General features: G+C 38.0%; 13 protein-coding genes and 2 pseudogenes. 13 read left to right on the top strand and 2 right to left on the bottom strand.

All coding sequences use genetic code 11. From position 1 onward, the window contains the following. Positions 1 to 883 precede the first annotated feature (883 nt). From PVV65_RS07140 to PVV65_RS07095, 10 genes are all read left to right on the top strand, one after another. Positions 884 to 2515 carry an ABC transporter substrate-binding protein gene (locus PVV65_RS07140; RefSeq protein ID WP_273789707.1) on the top strand — a complete coding sequence of 544 codons (1632 nt, stop codon included), beginning with the start codon at positions 884 to 886 and terminating at the stop codon, positions 2513 to 2515. Positions 2516 to 3439: 924 nt separating this feature from the next. After that, on the top strand, positions 3440 to 5071 hold the full coding sequence (locus PVV65_RS07135; protein ID WP_273789706.1) for an ABC transporter substrate-binding protein: 1632 nt from the start codon (positions 3440 to 3442) through the stop codon (positions 5069 to 5071). A 398-nt stretch (positions 5072 to 5469) separates the two neighbouring features. Next, the gene (xseA, locus tag PVV65_RS07130) at positions 5470 to 6900 is read left to right on the top strand and encodes an exodeoxyribonuclease VII large subunit (protein ID WP_273789705.1); all 1431 of its coding nucleotides are present in this window, start codon (positions 5470 to 5472) and stop codon (positions 6898 to 6900) included. Beyond that, complete coding sequence (locus PVV65_RS07125; protein ID WP_273789728.1) at positions 6878 to 7504, top strand: DNA-3-methyladenine glycosylase I; 627 nt, start codon at positions 6878 to 6880, stop codon at positions 7502 to 7504. The genes xseA and PVV65_RS07125 overlap by 23 nt, the downstream gene beginning before the upstream one ends. Before the next feature lie 1257 nt (positions 7505 to 8761). After that, positions 8762 to 10387 carry an ABC transporter substrate-binding protein gene (locus tag PVV65_RS07120; RefSeq protein WP_273789704.1) on the top strand — a complete coding sequence of 542 codons (1626 nt, stop codon included), beginning with the start codon at positions 8762 to 8764 and terminating at the stop codon, positions 10385 to 10387. Positions 10388 to 10787: 400 nt separating this feature from the next. Continuing rightward, positions 10788 to 12356 carry an ABC transporter substrate-binding protein gene (locus PVV65_RS07115; RefSeq protein WP_273789727.1) on the top strand — a complete coding sequence of 523 codons (1569 nt, stop codon included), beginning with the start codon at positions 10788 to 10790 and terminating at the stop codon, positions 12354 to 12356. Between the two features lie 89 nt (positions 12357 to 12445). Next, complete coding sequence (locus tag PVV65_RS07110; RefSeq protein ID WP_273755723.1) at positions 12446 to 13519, top strand: ABC transporter permease; 1074 nt, start codon at positions 12446 to 12448, stop codon at positions 13517 to 13519. Positions 13520 to 13521: 2 nt separating this feature from the next. After that, a complete protein-coding gene (locus PVV65_RS07105; protein WP_273755722.1) occupies positions 13522 to 14451 on the top strand; it encodes an ABC transporter permease in 930 nt (309 codons plus the stop codon). Then, on the top strand, positions 14444 to 15328 hold the full coding sequence (locus PVV65_RS07100; protein ID WP_273755721.1) for an ABC transporter ATP-binding protein: 885 nt from the start codon (positions 14444 to 14446) through the stop codon (positions 15326 to 15328). Before PVV65_RS07105 ends, PVV65_RS07100 begins: the two co-directional genes overlap by 8 nt. Then, the gene (locus PVV65_RS07095; protein WP_273755720.1) at positions 15315 to 16097 is read left to right on the top strand and encodes an ABC transporter ATP-binding protein; all 783 of its coding nucleotides are present in this window, start codon (positions 15315 to 15317) and stop codon (positions 16095 to 16097) included. The genes PVV65_RS07100 and PVV65_RS07095 overlap by 14 nt, the downstream gene beginning before the upstream one ends. Before the next feature lie 603 nt (positions 16098 to 16700). Here PVV65_RS07095 and PVV65_RS07090 read toward each other — a convergent pair. Then, positions 16701 to 20276 carry an autotransporter outer membrane beta-barrel domain-containing protein gene (locus PVV65_RS07090; protein WP_404978396.1) on the bottom strand — a complete coding sequence of 1192 codons (3576 nt, stop codon included), beginning with the start codon at positions 20274 to 20276 and terminating at the stop codon, positions 16701 to 16703. 21 nt (positions 20277 to 20297) lie between these two features. Further along, positions 20298 to 20993, bottom strand: a pseudogene (locus PVV65_RS10035) (right-handed parallel beta-helix repeat-containing protein); the annotation flags it as partial. Between the two features lie 724 nt (positions 20994 to 21717). Between PVV65_RS10035 and PVV65_RS07085 the strand changes: the two are divergent. The 3 genes and pseudogenes from PVV65_RS07085 to PVV65_RS07075 form a co-directional block, all read left to right on the top strand. Beyond that, positions 21718 to 22179 carry a phage tail protein gene (locus PVV65_RS07085; protein WP_273789702.1) on the top strand — a complete coding sequence of 154 codons (462 nt, stop codon included), beginning with the start codon at positions 21718 to 21720 and terminating at the stop codon, positions 22177 to 22179. Next, the gene (locus tag PVV65_RS07080) at positions 22176 to 22430 is read left to right on the top strand and encodes a tail protein X (protein ID WP_273789701.1); all 255 of its coding nucleotides are present in this window, start codon (positions 22176 to 22178) and stop codon (positions 22428 to 22430) included. The genes PVV65_RS07085 and PVV65_RS07080 overlap by 4 nt, the downstream gene beginning before the upstream one ends. Continuing rightward, positions 22430 to 22772, top strand: a pseudogene (locus PVV65_RS07075) (late control protein); the annotation flags it as partial. The gene PVV65_RS07080 and the pseudogene PVV65_RS07075, both read left to right, overlap by 1 nt.

The following is a 22772-nucleotide window of genomic DNA, read 5'->3' as shown; positions in this document are numbered from 1 at the left end:
TGTCTCTTCAATGCTCTCAAATAAATAAAGAATATTATCATGATATATTCGGCGTTTTGCATAAGTTTTCGAGTTTTACAATACGTCGAATTTATGGATGATGGGTGGGGATGTTGTTGAATATCTTTTCAAGACATTCTATGAAGAGTTTTTTTCATTGAGGATGTGTTTGTGTGGATATTAAGACTGAAAATTTCAACTTCTCTGAATTGAAAAGGGGCAATTTATTTGCTGATTATTTGCTGAAAAAATCAGTGCAACCAATGTTGAATAATTTAATATTGCTAAAGAATAAAAGGATTTACATGTTGAAGAAAAAAATCTTTATGGAAGTATATTGGGAGGGTGTGGAATATTAGTTTTTTATGGTGTCCGTCTTTTTTGCTTTGAAAGATGATGAGATGATAATTGGAAAGTATTGTTTTACAGTAAGTGAAGTAAAAACTTGAAGAAAAAATAAAAGTCGTTGTGCGTAGCAAATTAACGAATTTTCCTGTTTTATCGGAGTTTTAAATTCTTATGAAAGCTCTTTTTATTAGGGTATTTGAGCTAATAGGGGGGACTTTGATGACATTCAAAAATGTTAGAAGAGAGAACCTTTCTCAGTAAGAGAGGAAAGGAATCTTAGTCTTATAGACTTCAATCGTAGACATTAAGAGATCATGAATGACTCTGTTATTGGTGGGGTTTCATCGTATATCAGTGTATTTTCTTTTGTATGGTTTGGTTTATAGGTGTGTGCAAGAGGAATGATTGACAAGAGGTTTTGGAGGAAAGGTTTTAAAGCTTTATCTTTCGGTGCTTATGGTTCGTTCCATTTTATTACTTTGCGTGTTTTTGCAATGTGGAAAATTTATATAATAAACTTTAAAGGAAGAAATCTATGAATTTAAAAAGAAAAATAATAAAAGGGAGTAGTCCTTTTATTTCTGCTCTTATGGCTTTGGGGATGGTTGTACAACCAGTTTCAGCAAAAACACCGGCCGATACCCTTGTAATGGCTTTAAATCTTGATTCAATTGAGACTTTTGACCCTGCGCAGATCAATGAACGTTATGGCAATGAAATTATTGGCAATATTTGTGATAATTTGATCGATTCTGCAACAGATGATGCTGCTAAAGTTGTTCCTTCTTTGGCAAAAAGTTGGGATGTTTCGGATGATGGCAAAGGGACAGTACTTACTTTTCATCTGCGTGATGGTCTGAAATTTAATGATGGTCGTCCTGCTGGTGCCCATGATCTTGTTTGGAGTATGAAGCGGATTGTTAAGTTAAAATTGTCTGCAGCGGCAATGTTCAACGAGTATGGAATTACAGAACAAAATGTTGATTCTACTCTTCAAGCCCCAGATGATAAGACCGTGGTGATGAAATTTGATAAGCTTTATCCAGCACAGCTCATCCTTAGCCATATGGTTACGCTTCGTCTTGCTGCTTTGCTTGATCGTGAGACAATTATGAAACATGAACAAGATGGTGATATGGGCAATCGCTATTTGGCAAGTCATGCGGCTTGTGTTGGTCCTTATCAGTTAGTGAACTGGCGTTCTGGAGATGCGATTTTGTTGCGGGCAAGCTCTCATTATTGGGGAGAGGCACCCAAGTTGAAGCAAATTCTCATTCGTCATATTGCAGAGCCTGGTACACAACGTTTGTTGTTGGAAAAACACGATATTGATGTGGCCCGTAATGTAACGCCAGAGGATATAGCCGATCTTCAAGCAACAACAGATATTAAAGCCGAAAAAGTGTTGGCACCGTCCATGATAATATGGGGCTTCAATGCAACAAACCCCATTTTTGCCAATGAAAAAGTACGTTTAGCGATGCGCTATCTTATCGATTATGACACTTTAGGAAAGACTCTTCTTAAAGATGTTGGTATTCCGAGGGCAAGCTTTATTCCCATTGGGAATCTTGGGGCATTGGATGAAAAAGAAGGACAACCCTTTAAACTTGATCTTCAAAAAGCTAAGCAGCTTTTAACAGAAGCAGGTTATCCGAATGGTTTTGAGGCTAACATTTATGCAGGGACTTCTCCTTACCCTTTTGCTTTGCCTATTGCTCAGTCTATTCAAGACAATGCAAAAAAGATAGGTGTGCGCTTTAAGATTGAACATTTTGTGGGGACGCAGTTGTTTTCAAAACTTTATGCACGCAGTTTTGATACAATTTTTGTTGGATGGAATAATGACTCTGCGGATCCTCATACAATGGCTTCACGTCTTATTTTCAACCCTGATAATCAGTTTGAGGCTAAAAATACGGGTTACCTTAGTTGGTGCCTTGGGTATTTTGATGAAGATATGAATAAAAAGGTAAGGGAAGCCTTGTTTGAAAAAGATCCACAGAAACGGGCACAAATGTATGCTGACTTACAGCGTGAATTTATGCAAAAAGGACCTTTTGCCTTTATCTATCAGACATATAGCATTATCGCTATGACACCTGATGTTAAAAAATGGGTGTGGAATAGTGCACCACGTATTTTTTATAATAAAATTGAAAAATAAACGCGTTTTCAATGTTGTAACATAACGATGAATGTAATGACGATATCCTCGATGTTTTGTGCAGGGTTTAAAAGCTTTACAAAATATCGAAGTTTATCGGTAAAATGCATTTAAAATACATTACAGAATAATTTTAACATACTCTTTTTAAAAGAAGGGCTATGCATTTTATGAAAAGTCCTATACATAAGTATTAGGATTGGAAATTTCAATCTTAAGTGAAGTAAAAAATAATAAATTTATTTGTCCAAGAAACGGGCATACTGAATATAAGAAGAATTTAGTATTTTTTAGAAAAAGCGGGGACCTTAAAATGTGCTGTTGAGAAGAAATTGGGTTATGTGCAGGTGCATTGGGGGAATATGAGGTTATTGTGGAGCGAATGCTTCAAATTTACCATATTTCCTTAAAAAATGATGAAATGCTGGAGATCGCCCAGGGATTATCCTTTGTGTATGGGGTCATGGAAGCTCAAATTTTCTTGTGAGGAAGGAGAGGAGTGGCCATTGTTGGGGCAAACTATGCTTGTGAGGATTATCAAAGTATTAAAGGGTGATTGAGGTTTTAAAACAACCGAAGTCAGTGCTCTGAAAGCTATTTTGGGAAAATCACAAAAAGATTTTTAAAGCAGAAGTTCTGTTTGATGCGATAAAGAAGATCTTTGGCTTGTATCTTCAAAGTTACAGGTGTTGTGACATCGCCAATAGATGCTGTCATTTGTGGTATCACGCATCGTTTATCAGATCATTTTCCGTTGTCTCTTTTGTTTTAGCCTACCAATATCGCTCTCAAGCGGTGGTTCTTGCTGTTTAAAGGTTTGATATTTTGTCTTGAGGAGCTGTGTTTTAAAAGCCTGATCTTTTTATTTTTGCACGTTTTTATTGCGTGAGGAATTTATATAATAAACTTTAAAGGGAAAAATCTATGAGCTTAAAGAGAAAAATATTAAAAGGGAGCAGTCCTTTTGCTTCTGTAATTATTGCTTTTGGGATGTTGGTGCAACCAGTTTCAGCAAAAACACCGGCCGATACCCTGGTGATGGCTTGGGATCTTGATGCAATTAGTAATTTTGATCCTGCACAGCTCAATGATCGGTATGGTGCTGAAATTGTTGTCAATGTTTGTGATAATTTAGTCGATTCTGCTAAAAATGATGGAAGTAAAATTGTTCCTTCTTTGGCAAAGAGTTGGGATGTTGCAAGCGATGACCAGAGTACGGTGATTACTTTTCATCTACGCGATGATTTGAAGTTTAATGATGGTCGATCTGCTGGTGCTCGTGATCTTGTTTGGGGGATGAGGCGAGTTGTCAAATTGAAGCTGTCTAATGCAGCAACTTTTAATGAATATGGTATCACAGAACAAAATGTTGATGAGGCTTTTCAAGCACCCGATGAGAAAACGGTGGTGATGAAATTTGATAAACCTTATCCAGCAGAGCTTATTCTGAGCAATATTTCCACTAATCGTACTGTTGCTTTGCTTGATCGTGAGACACTGATGAAACACGAACAAGATGGTGATATGGGTAATCGCTATTTGGCTAATCATGCTGCTTGTGTTGGTCCTTATCAGTTAGAAAGTTGGCGTCCTGGAGAAGGAATTTTATTGCGGGCAAGTTCCCATTATTGGGGAGAGGTACCCAAATTAAAGAAAATCTTAATTCGTCATATTGCAGAGCCTGGAACACAACGTTTATTGTTGGAAAAACACGATATTGATGTGGCTCGTAATTTGACACCAGAAGATATAGCTGATCTTCAATCAACAACAGATATTAAGGTTGAAAAAATATTAGCTCCATCTCTGATTGTCTGGGGATTCAATGTGACAAATCCTATTTTTGCCAATGAAAAAGTACGTTTGGCGATGCGCTATCTTATCGATTATGACACTTTGGGAAAGACTCTTCTTAAAGATGTTGGTATCCCACGGGCAAGCTTTATTCCTCTTGGTAATTTTGGAGCTTTGGATGAAAAAGAAGGGCAACCCTTTAAACTTGATCTTAAAAAAGCTAAGCAGCTTTTAACAGAGGCAGGGTATCCGAATGGTTTTGAGGCTAATATTTTTGCTGGAAAATCTCCTTATCCTTTTGCTTTGCCTATTGCTCAGTCTATTCAAGACAATGCAAAAAAGGTAGGTGTGCGCTTTAAGATTGAACATTTTATCGGTACGCAGTTGTTTTCAAAACTTTATGCCCGCAGCTTTGATACAATTTTTATAGGATGGAATAATTCTTCTTCTGATCCTCATACAATGGCTGCACGTTTTATTTTAAACCCTGATAATCGGTTTGAGGCTAAAAACACAGGCTATCCTAGTTGGTGTCATGGCTATTTGAATGAAGATATGAATAAGAAGGTGAAAGATGCCCTCTTTCAAAAAGATCTACAGAAACGGGCACAAATGTATGCTGATTTGCAGCGTGACTTCATGCAAAAAGGTCCCTATGCTTTTATCTATCAGACATATAACATTGTCGCTATGACACCTGATGTGAAAAAATGGGTGTGGAATGGTGCACCACGTATTTTTTATGCTTCCGTTGAAAAATAAACCTATTTTCAATGTTATAACTTATAAAAATACGATCACGATATCTTCGATGTTTTGCATAGGATTTAAAATTTTTGCAAAACGTTGAAGTTTATCGCTAACAAATCGATCTGTTGTATAGGGAAGGCTTTCTCAAGATAGAGCTCTTTTAGAAAGATATTTTTTTTTCATTAAATTTTTATGGATGTTGAGATTGAATATTTTCACTGTCGTTGATAAAATTTTGGATGAAATAATCAGTATATTAAAAACCTTGATGATTTTAGTCATCAGTTTGAGACTAAGGATAGAGGTTGTTTTCTTATTGCTACCACGGATATGGGGTGAAGCGATAAGTTAAAAAATTAAAGATGCATTGTTTTGAAAAGAACCACAAAATAGGCGTAAAGAATTGAAGAATGGTAGGTTTATTTGGTGAAAAGATAACTGCAACGAATGTTGCAGAATTTACTGTTTCCGAAATAGCAGGTGCTTTAAAGCGTGTTGTGGAAGAAAAGTTTGGGTACGTACGGGTACGTGGGGAGATCTCGGGTTACCGCGGTGCTCATGCTTCGGGACATGCTTATTTTTCCTTAAAAGATGATAAAGCGCGGTTGGAAGCTGTTATTTGGCGCGGGTTTATGGAAAAGCTCAAATTCCCTCCTGAAGAAGGGATGGAAGTTGTTGCTGTCGGTAAGCTTACGACTTATCCAGGGTCATCGAAATATCAAATTGTCATTGAGGCTCTTGAACCAACAGGGGTTGGTGCTTTGATGACTCTTCTTGAAAATCGTAAGAAAAAATTTGCAGAAGAAGGCTTATTTGATGAAGCAAAAAAAAAGCCTTTGCCTTATATGCCTCGAGTTATAGGTGTTGTAACATCACCAACGGGGGCTGTTATTCGCGATATTATTCATCGTATATCTGATCGTTTTCCGTTGCATATTTTGGTTTGGCCTGTCCGTGTTCAAGGGGAAACAAGTGGGAGTGAAGTGGCTGCTGCTGTTGAAGGTTTTAATGCGCTTACTTTAGGAGGACCAGTTCCAAAACCTGATCTGCTTATTGTTGCACGGGGAGGGGGAAGTTTAGAAGATTTGTGGGGGTTTAATGATGAAGCTGTTGTTCGTGCTGTTTATGGTTCTGACCTTCCCGTTATTTCTGCTGTTGGGCATGAAACAGACTGGACTTTGATTGATTATGTCGCTGATTGGCGTGCGCCAACCCCTACAGGAGCCGCAGAAAAGGCTGTTCCTGTTAAGCTTGATCTTGAAGTGAGTGTTGCGTCACTTGGGGCACGTTTGCGTAAAGGACTTGCGCGTTCTTTTGATTTTCATCAACAAAAGCTGCGTGCAGCTAGACGAGGTCTTCCTACTGTTGACCAATTGTTTGCTCTACCGCGGCGTGGTTATGATGAAATTTCAAGTCGGTTACAGCGTGCTCTTTGTGTGAGTTATGATAAAAAACGTTTTTCTTTTCATGCCCTTCATCTCCGTCTTTCGCCCCGTTTATTAAATAGTGAAAAAGCACATCGCCATACAAAGGAATATACGGCACGCCTTCATCGTGCTTTTGTGCGCAGTGTAGAAAAACAACACGCGGCGTTAGAGTTGGCATGTAGGCTTTTAAAAAGTACTTCTTATCAGAATATTTTAGAGCGTGGTTTTGTTTTGTCTTTGGGGCAAGATCATAAGCCTATTAAACGGTTGGCACAGTTTCCTGAAAATGGACAAATAAATTTACGCTTTTTTGATGGAGATATCTGTGTTGCAACACAAGAGCCTGTTTCCCCGACACGTTCAAAACACAAGAAGATAAAATCGCCAAGTGATGACCAAGGAACGCTTTTTTAATATGGTAAATGTGGTGCTTGATGAAGGACTTCTTAAGGGGAGGGATGGAAAAGTTCGTTGCGCATGGGCAGGAACGGATCCACTTTATTGTGCTTATCATGATAACGAATGGGGAAAACCTGTTTTTGAGGATATCCCTTTGTTTGAAAAAATTTGTCTTGAAGGTTTCCAAGCGGGGCTTTCTTGGTTTACGATTTTAAAAAAACGTTCTTCTTTTCGAGAGGCATTTGATTACTTTAATTTCGAAAAAATCAGTGATTATAATGCGTTAAAGGTACAAACGTTGATGCAGAATAAAGGCATTGTTCGTCATCAAGGAAAAATTAGATCAGTGCTTAATAATGCCTTGAGAGCACAGGAAATTATAACCGAGTGGGGGAGCTTGTCCCACTATTTCTGGTCTTTTCAGCCTCCACAATCGGAGCGTTATGAAAAGATAGATTTTCAAACATTGTTGGAAAATCCTATCACTCCATCTTCTCTTCGCCTTTCTCAAGATTTAAAGAAGCGCGGCTGGACATTTGTTGGTCCCACGATTTGTTATGCTTTTATGCAGTCTGTAGGGATTGTCAATGATCATCTTGAAGGGTGTTTTTGTCGATAAATTGGTAAAATTTCTGCCATAAAAGCAGTGATCGATAGGATAACCATCAAATTATTTCATAAATGTGTGATTACAAAACTCGATTATATAAGATAACTGAAACATGGAAATGATACAATAGTGATGATTCTTTTTAATTGTTGTTGGTCATCAAAACGATAAAAGTATAGTTTTGAGAATGAGAAAACAAATGCAAAAAAGAATAATATCTTAACTATTCTGTATTTGGAGTTAGATAAGGGTGATATTTTATATATAAAGCAAGGATGTCATTGGGTTTCTAATTCACGTGCTTTCTTTAAAAATATTCCGCTCCTAAGCTCATTTTTTGACGGTCTTGGTGAATGGTATAACAGTGAAGTTATTGAGCATCACTATCTTACGCTTATGAAAGAATGAGCCGGTAGCATCACACACATTTTGCCAACTCTAAAATATTGCGATAACGCTTGGTATTTGAAATGGCTTAGAAAAAAGGTATTTTATTTCTGTTAATGACAAGGAAGTTATCATAAGTAATGAATATTTTATTCATGTTTATTGATGAATGAAAGTGGTTGTTAGATGGGTGCTGTTGTTACATTGCTATACTTTGCTTGGGTTGTATGATCGTTCGTTTATTTGTGTGGTGATCGATTGCTCAAGACCAGCCTAAATAATACAAAATAAAATGCCGCGATGAAAAATTGACATTAAATAACTCAAGCTACTTGTGTTCGTTTTTTTTATCTGATAACTTCCTACCATTAGAGAGGGGGTTTGTTGTGCGTATGAGCTCCAGTTTTGGGAAGCATACTTAAGCTCAAACAGACGGGTATTTACTCCATTGCTTCGTTAAGTCTCTATATGTTGCTGTTTGGAATTAAACATTTTATTACAGCATGTTGTTTGTTATTTTATTTTTATAACAGCAAAGCAATGATGCAAATTAAAGTTTAGAATGATGTATATTTGTTATATATTTGGGGGAAATTGTATAGTAAATTTTGTTTTTATGATGAATTAGGGGGATAGAGCTTATTGTCGCGTGCAAAGAGATATTACGAAAAGAATGTGATAGTGGTTAGCAAAAAATGCATTCTATGTTTGCTATCGTTTGATTGAGACTGTCAGTCAATGAAGTTATAAAGTGGATGAAACTTTAAAGTAGGCAGCTCTGTATAGGTGATGGGAAAATATTTGTTTCAATCTTTATAATTATAAATTTGCATATCATTTCATTGTCATTCATTGATAAAAAAATAAAGGGGAAAATTTATGAACTTGAAAAGAAAAATCTTGAAAAGAAGCAGCTCTCTTGTTTCTGCTTTTATGGCACTGGGAATGTTGGTACAACAAGTTTCAGCAAAAACACCGGCGAATACCCTTGTGATGGCTTGGAATCTCGATGCGGTTAGTACGTTTGACCCCGCACAATTCACAGATGTTTATGGAAGTGAAATTATTGGAAATGTTTGTGATAACTTGGTCAGTACTGCGACAGATGATCCAACGAAAATAGTTCCATCTTTAGCAACACACTGGGATATTTCTGGAGATGATCACAATACGGTGATTACCTTTTATTTGCGTGATGGTTTGAAGTTTAATGATGGTAGAGCAGCCAACGCTAATGATCTTGTTTGGGGGATGAAGCGGCTTGTCAAATTGAAAATGGGTAATGCGGCGATTTTTAATGAATATGGCATTACAGAGAAAAATATTGATGATGCTTTGCAAGCGCCTGATGAAAAAACGGTGGTGATGAAATTTGATAAGCCTTATCCAGCAGAGCTTATTCTTAATAATGTTGTTGCGAGCCGTGCGACGGCTTTGCTTGATCGTGAAACCATTATGAAGCATGAAAAAAATGGCGATCTGGGCAATCAATATTTGAAAACACATGCTGCTTGTGTTGGTCCTTATCAGTTAAAAAGTTGGCGCCCTGGAGAAGCTCTTTTGTTGCGTGCAAGCTCTCATTATTGGGGAGATGCACCAAAATTGAAGCAGATACTCATTCGTCATGTTGCAGAACCCGGAACACAACGTTTATTGTTGCAAAAACATGATATCGACGTTGCTCGTAATTTGACCCCTGAAGATCTTGCAGATCTACAAAAAACAACAGATGTTAAAATCGAAAAAGTATTAGTGCCAACCATGATGTACTGGGGGTTTAATACGACAAATCCCATTTTTGCTAAAGAAAAAGTACGCTTGGCGATGCGCTATCTCATAGACTATGAAGGTCTTGGTAAGAAGCTTCTCAAAGGGATTGGTATTCCACGGGCAAGTTTTATTCCTCTTGGCAACTTTGGGGCTTTGGATGAAAAAGAAGGGCAACCCTTTAAGCTTGATATTCAAAAAGCCAAGAAACTTTTAGCAGAAGCTGGCTATCCGAATGGATTTGAAGCAAATTTTCTCGTCTCAAATACTCCTTATACTTTGCTCCTTGCTCAGTCACTCCAGGATAGTGCTGCACAGGCGGGGGTGCATCTTAAAATTGAACGTGTGGCAGGGACACAGTTGTTTTCAAAAGTAAATGCACGGGCTTTTGATACGGCTTTTATCGGATGGAATAATGATTCTGCGGATCCTCATACAATGGCTTCACGTCTTGTTTATAATCCGGATAATCGGTTTGAGGCAAAAAATACAGCCTATCCTAGTTGGAAGCATGGGTATTTTGATGCAGAGATGAATCAAAAAGTTGAAGAGGCTTTATTTCAAAAAGATCCACAAAAACGGGCGAAAATATATGCTGATTTGCAACGTGAATTGATGCAAAAAGGCCCTTATGCGTTTATCTATCAACAATATAGTGTTATCGCGATGACACCTGATGTCAAAAAATGGGTTTGGAACAGTGCTCCGCGTATTTTTTATAGTGCAATTGAAAAATAAGTGTGCTTTTCGTGCCGTCCAAGATAAAAAGAGCTTTGAGGCATCATTACGTGGTAAAAATATTCTCCTAAGTAAGAGTTCTTCAGTCTTTTAAGAGGGCTGAAATTGTGGGGGGGACGTATATGATTGAGGTCCTTTATAAGGAGGGATGAAGAGGGGAGGTTATATTGGGGAGTTTTTTTGTTTATGATTACAGATTTTCTTCATCTGAATAATAAATCTCTCTATGAGAAAATTACTTTGATGCTTAGTTTGATTAAATGAAGTTGATGTTTGATATCATGCTATTTAAAAGATAAAGTGCACAAGCACTTTGTATGAAAAGGTACAAGAGCACAGAAAGAAAAGATAAAATGGGGAAAAAAGGGTGTTGAAAAGAATTTGTATTTTATTAAGCACAATGGGATTTTTAAATGGGGCTATAGTATCAGCATTCAGTGCTTCGTCTAAAGATATATTGGTGATGGCATGGAATATTGATTCAATTAGTAGTTTTGATCCAGCGCAAACCGTTGAAGTTGTGACAAGTGAATTATTGACGAATATTTGCAGCGCGCTTGTGCAATATGATGAGCATGATCCTACAAAAATTCGTCCTGCTATGGCACAATCTTGGGACGTATTAGATGATGGGAAAAGAATTATTTTTCATCTTCGTGATGACTTGAAATTTGATAATGGAAGGGTTGCTACAGCACAAGATCTTGCTTGGTCAATGCGCCGGATTATTAAATTGGGATTAGGATATTCTCAGTTTTTGAAGGATTATGGCTTTAATAAAGACAATATGGAGACGTATATTCAAGCCCTTGATGATAAAACTTTACAGCTAAAATTAGATAAACTCTATCCTATTCAGCTTATATTGACGGCTATTGGACAATCCTATGCTTCTGCTTTGCTTGATCGCAAAATAGTTGAAGCAGAAAGTATTAATGGTGATATGGGTAATAAATATTTGGCTACCCATACAGCCTGTGTTGGACCTTATAAATTGGTACGTTGGTCTCCTGGAGAAAAAGTTATATTGGAAGCAACACAACATTATTGGGGAGATGCGCCTAAAATTAAGCAAATTGTTGTACAGCACGTTGCGGATTCAACAAGCCAAAGACTTCTTTTGGAAAAGGGTGATGTGGATATAGCGCGTGATCTTTCTTCAGAGGATATTTTAGATATTGAAAAGCAGGGAGGACCAGTCAAAATTAGTCGCGTTTTGCGACCACAGATTATTTACCTGTCGCTGAATAATAAGAATACAATTTTTGCTAACGAAAAAGTACGTTTGGCACTTCGTTATTTGGTTGATTATGAGGGGCTTGGAAAGACCGTTTTAAAGGGTATTGGCATTCCACGCGCGAGCTATATGGCGTTGGGAATTCCTGGCGCTTTGGATGAAAAAGAAGGATTGCCCTTTAGATTAGATTTGGAAAAAGCCAAACAGTTGATTAGTGAGGCTGGTTATCCCAATGGTTTTAAAGCTAATCTTTTATTGGGGAGTCTTAGTTATATGTCCTCTGTCGCGCAGTCTATTCAAGCCAATGCACGCAAAATTGGTGTTGATTTTACCATTGAGAAAATGGCACAAAATCAATTGTTAAATCGTGTGCGTAGTGGAAATTATGATAGTGCACTTATGGGATGGGGAAGTGCTGATCCTGATGGGCATCCTGCTTCGTTAAATCATGTTTTTAATCCTGATCCAACATTTACAAAAAAGCATAATATGTATTTAGCTTGGCGCACTGGATATTATGATGAAAATATCAATAAAATGGTGATGGATGCTTTATTTGAAAAAGACCAAAATAAGCGTCTTTTGCAATATCGTGCTTTACAGAATTATGTATTTGAACATGGCCCTATGGTTTATTTATTTCAGACATATTATACTGTTGGGATGGGACCAGATGTCAAAAAATGGGCTTGGAATAGTTTTAGACTTTATTACAATGAAGCAGAAAAATAAAAAGAAGCATTGTTATCGAGAAGAATTGCAAAACATGCCGAATAATAAATCGTTCCATATGTTTTGTCGCTACAGAGGGGATTTTTATAATGGTTTTGCCACTTTCAGAGACTGAAAGAGCTGTATCAGAAAAGCAGAGAAAATTATTTTTATGGAATTTTTTGTTCAAGGGATTAAAAGTTCTTATTTCAGTTTTTATCACATTGCTTGGGTTGGTGACGATTACTTTTTTTCTTGGTCATCTTCTTCCTCTCGATCCTGTTCTCTCTATTCTTGGTGATAATATCAGCCAGGAAGCTTATGATGCCATGTATTATAAGCTGGGTCTTGATAAGCCGTTGATTGTTCAATATTGGAAGTATCTTCATAATGTATTTTTATTTGACTTTGGAGATGCTTTAACGTCTGGGCGTCCTGTTTTAGAAGATATTATGCGTGTATTTCCTGCAACATTAGAGCTTGCAACTGTTGCTATTGTTATTGGCACGACTCTTGGAATCCCATTTGGTGTTTTTGCGGCAATGTATCGCGATTCATTTATTGATTATGTTGTCCGTGTTTTTACACTTTTGAGTTATTCTACGCCGACATTTTGGCTGGGGCTCATGGCATTGTTAATATTTTACGCTAAGCTTAGCTGGGTTGGTGGTCCAGGGCGTCTTGATTTTCTTTATGAATTTTCTTTTGAACCCAAAACAGGATTTTTCCTTTGGGATACTGCTAGCCAAGGACAATGGGAGGCTTTTGGGAATGTCTTTAGCCACATTATTACGCCTGCTTTGATTTTGGCTTTCGGGGCTATGGCTTATATTAGTCGTATGACTCGTGGGTTTATGATTGAGCAACTCAATCAGGAATATATCATTACAGCACGTGTAAAGGGATTATCATGGGCGCGAACTGTTTGGGGGCATGCCTTTCGAAATGCTGCTGTTCAAGTTATTACTGTTGTTGCACTTTCTTATGCTTTTTTATTAGAAGGGGCTGTTTTGACGGAGACAGTTTTTGCTTGGCCTGGTTTCGGACATTACTTGACTAATGCTCTTCTCGCTGGAGATATGAATGCAGTTGTAGGATGTACTTTACTTGTAGGATTTATCTTTGTCGCCATTAATTTATTTTCTGATTTGCTTTATCGCATTTTTGATCCAAGGACACGTTGAATATGACAGTCAGTAATCATCATAAATCACAATCATCATCTTCTTTGAGCTCTTGGTTAAACGATTCTGTTCCACGGTCCATAATTCAAGCAAACATACAAAGAATTTACCATGCACTGGTGAAGTTTTTTCATAACTTTTCGGCTGTATTTGGTTTGTTTATTATTTGTATTATTATCGTATGTGCACTTTTTGCTCCTTGGATTGCGACGCACGATTTTCTTAGCAATGATTTGGGTCATCGGTTGCAGCCTCCCTCTATGGCCCATTATTTTGGGACAGATGAATTAGGACGTGACATTTTTAGTCGCCTTGTTTTTGGTTCTCGTATTACTCTTTATGTTGTCTTTCTTACAACAATTATTGTTGGGCCAATAGGGCTTATTGTTGGGACTGTTTCTGGTTATATGGGAGGATGGGTTGATACTGTGCTCATGCGCATTGTCGATATTTTTCTCGCTTTTCCAGGTTTGATTTTAGCTCTTGCCTTTTCAGCGGCATTGGGACCGGGGATAGAAAATGCTTCTATTGCAATTTCAATTGCAGCATGGCCACCAATTGCACGTTTAGCGCGTGCTGAAACTTTGACGATACGTTCTTCTGATTATGTTTCTGTAGTTCGCTTGCAGGGTGCTTCTGCTTGGCGAATTATTTTGTTTCATGTTGTGCCCATGTGTATTCCTTCAGTGATTGTACGCTTAACTTTAGATATGTCTGGGATTATTTTAACAGCTGCTGGCCTTGGATTTTTAGGGTTGGGAGCACAACTTCCAAGTCCTGAATGGGGGGCGATGCTTTCTTCGGGGCGGGAATTTATGATGACAAATTGGTGGTTGGCAGCAATACCAGGCTGTGCAATATTATTTGCAAGCCTTGCTTTCAATTTGTTGGGTGATGGTCTTCGTGATGTATTGGATCCACGCAATGGGTAATAAATTATTAGAAGTAGAAGATTTACGTATTTCTTTTCCTACAACGCGCGGCATTGCAGAAGTTGTGCGCGGTGTTAGCTTTTCTGTCGGAAAAGAAAAAATTGGCATTGTTGGTGAATCTGGGTCTGGAAAATCAATGACTGGACGGGCAATACTAAAGCTGAGTCCAAAATCAGCCATTGTTAAAGCTAAAAAAATGCGCTTTGAGGATGTCGATTTATTGATTGCAAGTGAACCTCAGATGCGAAAAATCCGAGGTAAGCGTATTTCAATGATTTTACAGGACCCCAAATATTCACTTAATCCCTTAATACGGATTGGGGAGCAGATTATGGAGGCTTACCGTATTCATTATCGTGTTTCAAAAGCTGAAGCGCGGGAGCGAACCGTATCTATGTTAGAATCTGTTCATATTCGTGATCCTGAACATGTGATGCGTCTCTTTCCTCATGAAATATCTGGGGGGATGGGGCAACGTGTGATGATTGCAATGATGCTCATTCCAAAACCTGATTTAATTATTGCCGATGAACCAACATCTGCGCTTGATATTACGGTCAGACGACAAGTTTTATCTGTATTAGATGAACTTGTGACAAAGTCTGGATCAGGGCTTATCTTCATTAGTCATGATTTGAATATGATTGCTGATTTTTGTGATCGTATTTTGGTGATGTATGCGGGACGTGTGCTAGAAGAGTTGCCTGCTTCTGATTTGTCTCACGCTTGTCACCCTTATACAAAGGCTTTGCTAGCAAGTTTGCCACGGCTTGATAATCCTGTTGATGTTTTGGCTGTTCCTGAGCGTGATCCTGATTGGTTGTGTAATCCTACGATTGTTAATGGTGTTGAGGAGGTTCCTCATGGCAAATTGTGAGAATATTATTGATGTTTCTAATTTATCTGTAACGTTTGGGCACAGGCACAAGGCTGTAACCGTTGTTAAAAATGTTAATTTTCATATTAAGCGTGGTGAAGCTTATGGTTTAATTGGTGAATCCGGATGTGGAAAATCAACTATTTTGAATACATTGGTGGGGCTTATTCCAGAATATAGTGGAAAGTTTCTTTTTGATGGAGAAGAGGTTGCAAAAAAAAGGGACAAGAGTTTTCTGCGCCGTATTCAAATGGTTTTTCAAGATCCTTATGCGTCGCTTCATCCAAGAAAAATGGTTCATACGGTTCTTTCTGAATCGCTCAAAATCCACGGCATGGATAATCAAAGAGAAAGGGTGGAGGATGCTTTAGATTCCGTTGGCTTAAATTCTTCATTTCTTTATCGTTATCCTCATGAATTATCTGGAGGGCAGCGTCAACGTATTGCTCTTGCTCGTGCTTTAATTATCGAGCCAGAGGTTTTGTTGCTTGATGAGCCAACATCTGCATTGGATGTGTCGGTGCAGGCTGAAATTTTAAACTTGTTGAAATCGTTACGCGAGAGAAAAAAACTTACTTATTTGATGGTATCTCATGATCTTTCTGTTGTTGCCCATATTTGTGAACGGGTTGGAATTATGCATAAAGGAATTATACTTGAAGAACTTAGCAATGATGAATTGCGTAATCTCCATGCACAACACGATTATACAAAAGAGTTTTTTGAAGCCAGTATTGAGCCTATAGTCCATAGAGAACAAAGAGCGTGATCGATTTTCCAGAAGAAAAAATATTTTTTCTGTTTTGAAGTTTTCGGAGATGTTTGGCGGCTTTGTTGAAAGGGAAGGGAGGATAATAGGATTTTTTTTAGTTATGAATTTGCTGGATAGTGTTTGAGCTATAATATTTAAAAATCCTATTCGAACTCTGGTTTTGAAATATATAAGTGATTTAACATAAACTCTTTGTTTGATAGTGTTATCTTATTTTTTTGCTTATCATTTTATGTTTAGTTTTTTTATTTTAAGATTTTAAGCATTAAATGTATGAGAAATAACAGAAGAGAATAATGGCTGCGTATTCCGAAAAAGCTTCTTATTATTTTATAATATCATCTTATTTTTTAGTTGTACTCTTTTTATAGTTTTAGGCATGATTTATTGGAAAATGCTAAGCATTATTCTTTATAAAAGAAGAGTTTTTGTAAAAAAAATCCAATGATCAATGACAGTCTTCAAATATTTTTTTGTTTTCTGTTTAAAAAAACATTTAAAAAACAAATCGTCATAGAATAAAAAAGGCAGCTATTATGCTGCCTTTTTTGTTTGATGAAGTGTATAGAATAACAATACACTTGTTGTTAACGTTTTACCTTAAAATTGATAGCGTATTCCGCCTGAAAAACTTGCTCCCGATATACCGGTTTTTTGCAGCTTTTGTTGATAACTCACATCACCATGAAGGGAGAGGTTCGTGGACAATTGTGCATTGATGCCAAGCCCACCTTCAATCGCAGCCCCCATAGCATCAAGTTTATAATCATTATCAATATGGAGTGCTTGATCATCTCCAAAGGTTTTGATCAAGTTGACTTTTCCATAGAAGGACATAGGACGGTTGTTTTCAGCGGCAATGCTTTTGGTCAAACGTCCGCCAACACGGATCATCCATTGATGAGGATTTTGCATGTCAATGGTCAGATTATCAGCATCTAAAATTGTATCAAATGTCAAATGTTGATAAGCAACTTGTGCTTGTGGTTCAAACGTTACACCTTGAAGGCTGGTTGCGAATTGTTTGCCAACAGTGGTGGAGATGTTCAACATTTTGGCATTCTTCAACTTTGCGGTTGTCCCAATGAGGGCATTGGTGATCTCTCCTTTTAGGAAGCCATAGGATAACAACGTATCAAGATAAAAGCCATTGTCGTATTGTATGGTTCCATAGGCTGTGAGGGACCATTTATCAACGGTGTTTTTTCCAGCATCTTGCATATCTTTTGGCGTAAAGGAAAGCTGTCCATAGGTTCCTAAAAGACCGAAACGTGTTGTGGTATTATGCCCTTCCAGTGTTGCAAAGTTCACCCCTCCTTGTAGAGCGGCATAGCGAAGATCAGCACCGCTATAACCATATTGACGTGGCGCGCTTTCAGAGGATAAGGTTCCTCTGCTTCCATAGGTGTGTAAGAAAAAGCCATTCTGTTTTTCTTGTCCTTTATCTATGAGCGATGTTCTGATATTTGCCAACAATGCGTTTTGTTCAGCCATATCGGTCAATCCACTATAGAAGAGAGCATTTGGCATGACCAAATAGCTTGCCATTTGTGCTACAGGCGCTTCTACTTTTGAATCAGGAAGAAATTCTTTATGTAAGCGGAAATCCCAGAAACTCTCATTCTTTTCATCAAAGAGACTTTGTTCAATATTCGCTTGGCCATAGCTTGATTCTGGTCCGTAACCTGTTAGCGTATATTTATAAGGCGAACCACCCCTTGTGATATAACCATGGGCTAATTTGAAAGAATTTTCATCAGCCTTTCCGGAAACTTGGATCAGTGAAAGCCCGCCTATGTTAGAAGGATCGGAAGCATTTATGACACTCTCTTTATCTCCTAAATCGCTTTGAATATAAACTGTTGTGGAGCCTGAAACATCGCCGTGAATAAGAAGATGATCGGTTTCTTGCTCTGTGATTGGTGTGCCATCAGTCCATTTTGTATTGAAATAAATTTTTGCATTGCCTGTTGCATTATAGACGGATTGGGTATCTGGTTTTCCAGAGCCTATATGCAATGTGTGGTAATGATCTTCTGTTGGCTCTTGAAAAATGAGAGAGCTATCATTGAGATCCAGAACAGAAATGTCAGAACGTGATCTTTGAGCAATATCAAGCAAATTGCCTTCAGCATCTTTCTCTTGTGTACTGTTTTTTAAGAACCATTGTGTCCCGTTTTTCAGATCAAAGTGTACATTTCTCTCTTGTGAAATGTTGGCTCTGCCTTCTAAAGTGGAATGATCTGCATTTAAGGTAAAGCTACCGTTGGAGATCTTCTTTACGTTTTTATTATTCCAGATATTTTCCTCTTTCCCAGAAATTTTGTCCCAAAAAATATCATCATCTAATAACATATCGGCGTGGATTTTTGAATTATTAAGATTAACTGTACCGATTGATAGAGTAGGAATATCTTCAATGCTCTTTTTAGCAAGAGCTCCAACAAGAATTCCAGTGCCATTTTCAACATGAATATTGCTATTGGTTAGATTGATTTCGCTATTTCCATATATTTGTAGATCATCTAATTCATCTGTATTGGTTTTCGATAAAGCCACTAGTTGCATACCTATTCTTTCTGCTTTTACATCAGTATTTGCTAGGTCAATCTTTCCCCTAGCTGCTGCGAATAGTGCAACTTTTTTGACGTCTATTTCATTTTTAGTGCCATTCTTCATGATAATTGAGGCACCATTGCTTGCTGCAAGACCAAGATCAAAACTTTTAATGGTTGTGTTCCCATTTAATTCAATTTTGCTCTCAGGTTCCCACGAGCTTACAGCTATGGTCACTTTTTCGCTCTCACCACCGGTCATTACTAGATCGCCACTGGTGATCTTGCTTCCACCGTCTGCATAAAGACCTTCATCAACATTTTTAATAGTTGTTTTACCTGTTAAGTTAATTTCACTGCCAGCGCCTTCTGTCGTTAGACCAGAGCGTTCTGTGTCGGGATCTGTGATAGCTTTTCCTCCGGTGATATTTAAATTTTCACCGGTAATTTTACCACCATCAGCTGCTCTAAGACCGTCTAAAGTATTGTTGATTGTTGTATTGCCATGCAATTGAATTGTGCTCTCACCAAGTGCAAGTGCACCGGTCCCTATGCCATTTGTTGTGAGCGTAACATCTGTGGCATCGATCTGTCCCTTGTTTTTTGTCAATAATGCTGCACTACCACTTTTTGCAGTTGCTCTTCCTCCTACCATTATAATTTTTGAATCTGGACCGTCTGCATAGATACCGCTTCCATAAGATGATGTGACCGTAGCGTTGTTTAAAGCAATGGAACTTCCCTGTTTTGCATATATTCCATCTCCTTTGCTTTCAAATGAGCCTCCAGAGACTGTTATTGTAGATTCATTATCGGCTAAGATGGCGCTTTCTGCTTTTGTCACGGTTACATTGTTTAAAATGATGGTACTTTTATTTGCATCTATTCCATAGCGTAATAGTGCATCATCTTCATCTTTAATGCTTGATATGGTCACATTCTCTAGTTTGTTTTCGGCACTGTTACTACCTTTAAAGGTTGCACCATTATAGAAAGCTTTAATGGATCCCCCTGTCATGCTGACCGCGCCATCATCTTTTGCAAGAAGTCCTTCATCCTCAGATGATGTAATTGTAGAATCATTTACAGTGATTGTACTGCCGTTTTCAGAAACTATAGCTGCTCCTTTTGCATTAAATGATCCTCCAGTGATCTCTATTTTAGAATTACTATCTGCAACAATAGCGTTTCCGACTTGTTTTACATTTACATTTTCTAGAGCAACTGTACTTTCTTTTTCTGCTTTGATTCCATTAATGAGTAGCTCATTCCCTTTATTGCTTGATACTTCTATATTTTTTAGTTTGTTTTTGTTGTTTTTACTTTCGGTAAATCGAGCACCCACGAGTGAAGCATTAATAGAGCCTCCATTCATACTGATTGCACCATCTTTTTTTGCCTGAAGTCCAATTATACTATTTTTAATCTTTGTATCATCACCTGTTAATTCAATTAGACTGTCTTTACCTTCAGAAAATACACCAAAGCCACTTGTAATCAAATCATTATTTTCAACGGGGTCAGCACCATCTATTTTTAGAGTAACATTTTCGATCGTAATGTGCCCGCCTTCTTTTGCCGCAATGGCCCCTGTTTTTCCAGTTACTTCTCCTCCGGTCATTTTGATTATTGATTTTTGTTCTGCTGCGAGTCCAACGTTATTAGATGATGTAACTTTAGTATTGTCTTTTAAAGTGATTGTGCTGCCATTTTCAGCGTGTATTGTTATCTTCTTAGAGTCAAATTCTCCTTTAGAGATTGTTATTTCAGAATTACTATCTGCAGATACACCACTGTCTGCTTGAGAGAAACTTACACCTTCTAAATAAACTTTACTTTTTTTCTCTGCTTTTACTCCAAAAAGTATTGCAGTTCCGCCTTCATTATTTGATATTTCTACGTCTTTTATTTTGTTTTTGTTGCTATTACTGTTCGTGAAGTAAGCGCCAGCTTGTGAAGCTTTAATAGAGCCTCCATTCATAGAGATCGAGCCACCTTTTTGTGCCATGAGCCCAGAGTTACCAGATGATGTAATTTGAGCTCCCTCTATAGTGATTTCACTGTTTTGCAAGGCAGCTATTGTTGCCTCTTTTGAAGCAAATGAGCCTCCAGTGACTTTTACTTTAGAGTTACTATCTGCAAGAATGGCGTTTCCTGCTTGTTGTACGGTTACATTTTCTAAAGTAACTGTACTGTTCTCTTTTGCTTTTATTCCAAAGCTTATTTGTTTTCCGTCTTCATTACTTGATATTTCTACGTCTTTTATTTTGTTTTTGTCGCTATTACTGTTCGTGAAGTAAGCGCCAGCTTGTGAAGCTTTAATAGAGCCTCCATTCATAAAGATCGCGCCGCCGTTTGTTGCTCCAACACCTACGATAATGGCAGAATCAGTTCCTTTAATGGTTGTTTTATCCCCCGTTAATGTTATTATACTGCCCTTACTTTCAGCTGTTACAGCAGCGAATGATTTTACAGACCCTTCGCTGGTATTTTTATTTCCGGTTACTGTTAAATTTTCACCAGTGATTTTTCCACCTTCTTTTGCATGAATGATTTCATAGGCTTTTCCGGTTTCTCCAGTGACTACTTGCCCTTCTCCAGAAACTTCAAGAGATGCAGCATGGACATTGAATTGGATATTAAGCAGCACGATAGCTGCTGTTGCCATAGATGACAGAAGGGATTTTTTATACACGGACACTCTCCTTTTAAAGCCCCCAATATTTACTTCCCCGCACTTTTCAAAAGAAGAACAGAAAATAGATATTGCTTTTCGTTAATTACTCGTAGCTTTGGTAATTTATTTTTTTTTCTCTGTCAAAGGTAAAGTTGAATTTATCGTTAAATACGCAATATTTAAGTTTAATTTATAATGTATTTTTTATTATATTTAAAAAATACTTTTTAGTATTTAGTGCAATATTATAAGGCACTCAGAATTTCCTCATGATATTTTATTAATGGTCAGATGTGCTTTGATGCCAATATTCATGGGTATATTAAAGCAAGATAGAAATGGCTGGACAGAATAATGCAAAAAACAGAATGAGGAGAGGGAGGCCATGAGAGATCCTTTGCTGATGTTAGGACCGCATCAATTTTATGTGGACTGGCTGAACTTCCAATCCTTTGAAGAAGAGTTTTCTGCCTCATGGGTTTGTCTAGAGCGTTTTGGTGGACCCCCTGGTTTACAATTTACCGGCTATGGCAATGATCCCAAAACCATCCACGGGGTATTATTTCCAGAAGAGTTTGGTGACCGGGTTGCCATTGATGCCATCACCAGAACCATACGTGCGGCTCAACCCGTTCAGATGATCTGTTGGATGAGTGATGATAGCTACAGTGCCTTAATGCTTGGATCCGTGGTGATTACCAGTGTCACGAAAGATCATGACTATATTAGCCGCTCTGGTCAATCGGGGCGTATTCGCTATTCCATTAGTCTGTTGCCGTTTTTTGATGGGGGAAAACCACAAGGTCAATATCAAGTGGGACAATATCAAGAGGAGGATAGTCCATGAAGATCCCCGCAAAGCAGCTTGTGGTCGAACTTGAGGATATGAGTCTAGACCTGATTTGTTATCACCATGCCTTGTCTGTTTTAGGGGATCGGAGGCAAGCGGGTTTACTGAAAGGTTATTTAGAAGCCACCCTAGAGGCTAATCCAGAGATTGCTGGGTATGATGCTTTTTTGCCGCGGGGCTTAAAAGTCTTTCTGCCTGAATTTATCTCCCATGAAAAGAACAGTGTGGTCAAAAGGCTATGGGATTAATGCGCACATATCCCTTTATTGAGGTGAGGGTAGGGGAGAAACTTGTTCATGAGGTTTTTTACCAACGTCTTTTAACGGCAACCATCACAGACCATGCGGGAAATGAAACTGATACATTCGAGGCAGAGTTTGATGATAGCGGCAATGATTTAGAGATTCCCTCCAGTAACAGCGCGCTCCATGTTACCTTTGGTTATCAGGACAGCATCAGTGCTTTTATGGGGTGTTTTGTTGTGGAATCGGTGATCAGTTGTGGGGGCAGTGATGGAGAAATCTTGCGTCTTTGTGGCAAAAGCGCCTCGATGCGTAAAGAACTCAAAGAACAGGGAAGCGAACATTTTG

The sequence above is a fragment of the Bartonella sp. ML70XJBT genome, from assembly GCF_028618425.1.
Classification (GTDB): domain Bacteria; phylum Pseudomonadota; class Alphaproteobacteria; order Rhizobiales; family Rhizobiaceae; genus Bartonella.
This window is presented reverse-complemented; position numbering and strand designations above follow the sequence as displayed.

Excerpts from the sequence above, each read along its gene's own strand:
- PVV65_RS07140 (WP_273789707.1), top strand. The coding sequence starts at position 884 with ATGAATTTAAAAAGAAAAATAATAAAAGGGAGTAGTCCTTTTATTTCT.
- PVV65_RS07135 (WP_273789706.1), top strand. The coding sequence starts at position 3,440 with ATGAGCTTAAAGAGAAAAATATTAAAAGGGAGCAGTCCTTTTGCTTCT.
- xseA (WP_273789705.1), top strand. The coding sequence starts at position 5,470 with ATGGTAGGTTTATTTGGTGAAAAGATAACTGCAACGAATGTTGCAGAA.
- PVV65_RS07125 (WP_273789728.1), top strand. The coding sequence starts at position 6,878 with ATGACCAAGGAACGCTTTTTTAATATGGTAAATGTGGTGCTTGATGAA.
- PVV65_RS07120 (WP_273789704.1), top strand. The coding sequence starts at position 8,762 with ATGAACTTGAAAAGAAAAATCTTGAAAAGAAGCAGCTCTCTTGTTTCT.
- PVV65_RS07115 (WP_273789727.1), top strand. The coding sequence starts at position 10,788 with ATGGGATTTTTAAATGGGGCTATAGTATCAGCATTCAGTGCTTCGTCT.
- PVV65_RS07110 (WP_273755723.1), top strand. The coding sequence starts at position 12,446 with ATGGTTTTGCCACTTTCAGAGACTGAAAGAGCTGTATCAGAAAAGCAG.
- PVV65_RS07105 (WP_273755722.1), top strand. The coding sequence starts at position 13,522 with ATGACAGTCAGTAATCATCATAAATCACAATCATCATCTTCTTTGAGC.
- PVV65_RS07100 (WP_273755721.1), top strand. The coding sequence starts at position 14,444 with ATGGGTAATAAATTATTAGAAGTAGAAGATTTACGTATTTCTTTTCCT.
- PVV65_RS07095 (WP_273755720.1), top strand. The coding sequence starts at position 15,315 with ATGGCAAATTGTGAGAATATTATTGATGTTTCTAATTTATCTGTAACG.
- PVV65_RS07090 (WP_404978396.1), bottom strand. The coding sequence starts at position 20,276 with ATGACCGGAGGAGAAGTAACTGGAAAAACAGGGGCCATTGCGGCAAAA.
- PVV65_RS07085 (WP_273789702.1), top strand. The coding sequence starts at position 21,718 with ATGAGAGATCCTTTGCTGATGTTAGGACCGCATCAATTTTATGTGGAC.
- PVV65_RS07080 (WP_273789701.1), top strand. The coding sequence starts at position 22,176 with ATGAAGATCCCCGCAAAGCAGCTTGTGGTCGAACTTGAGGATATGAGT.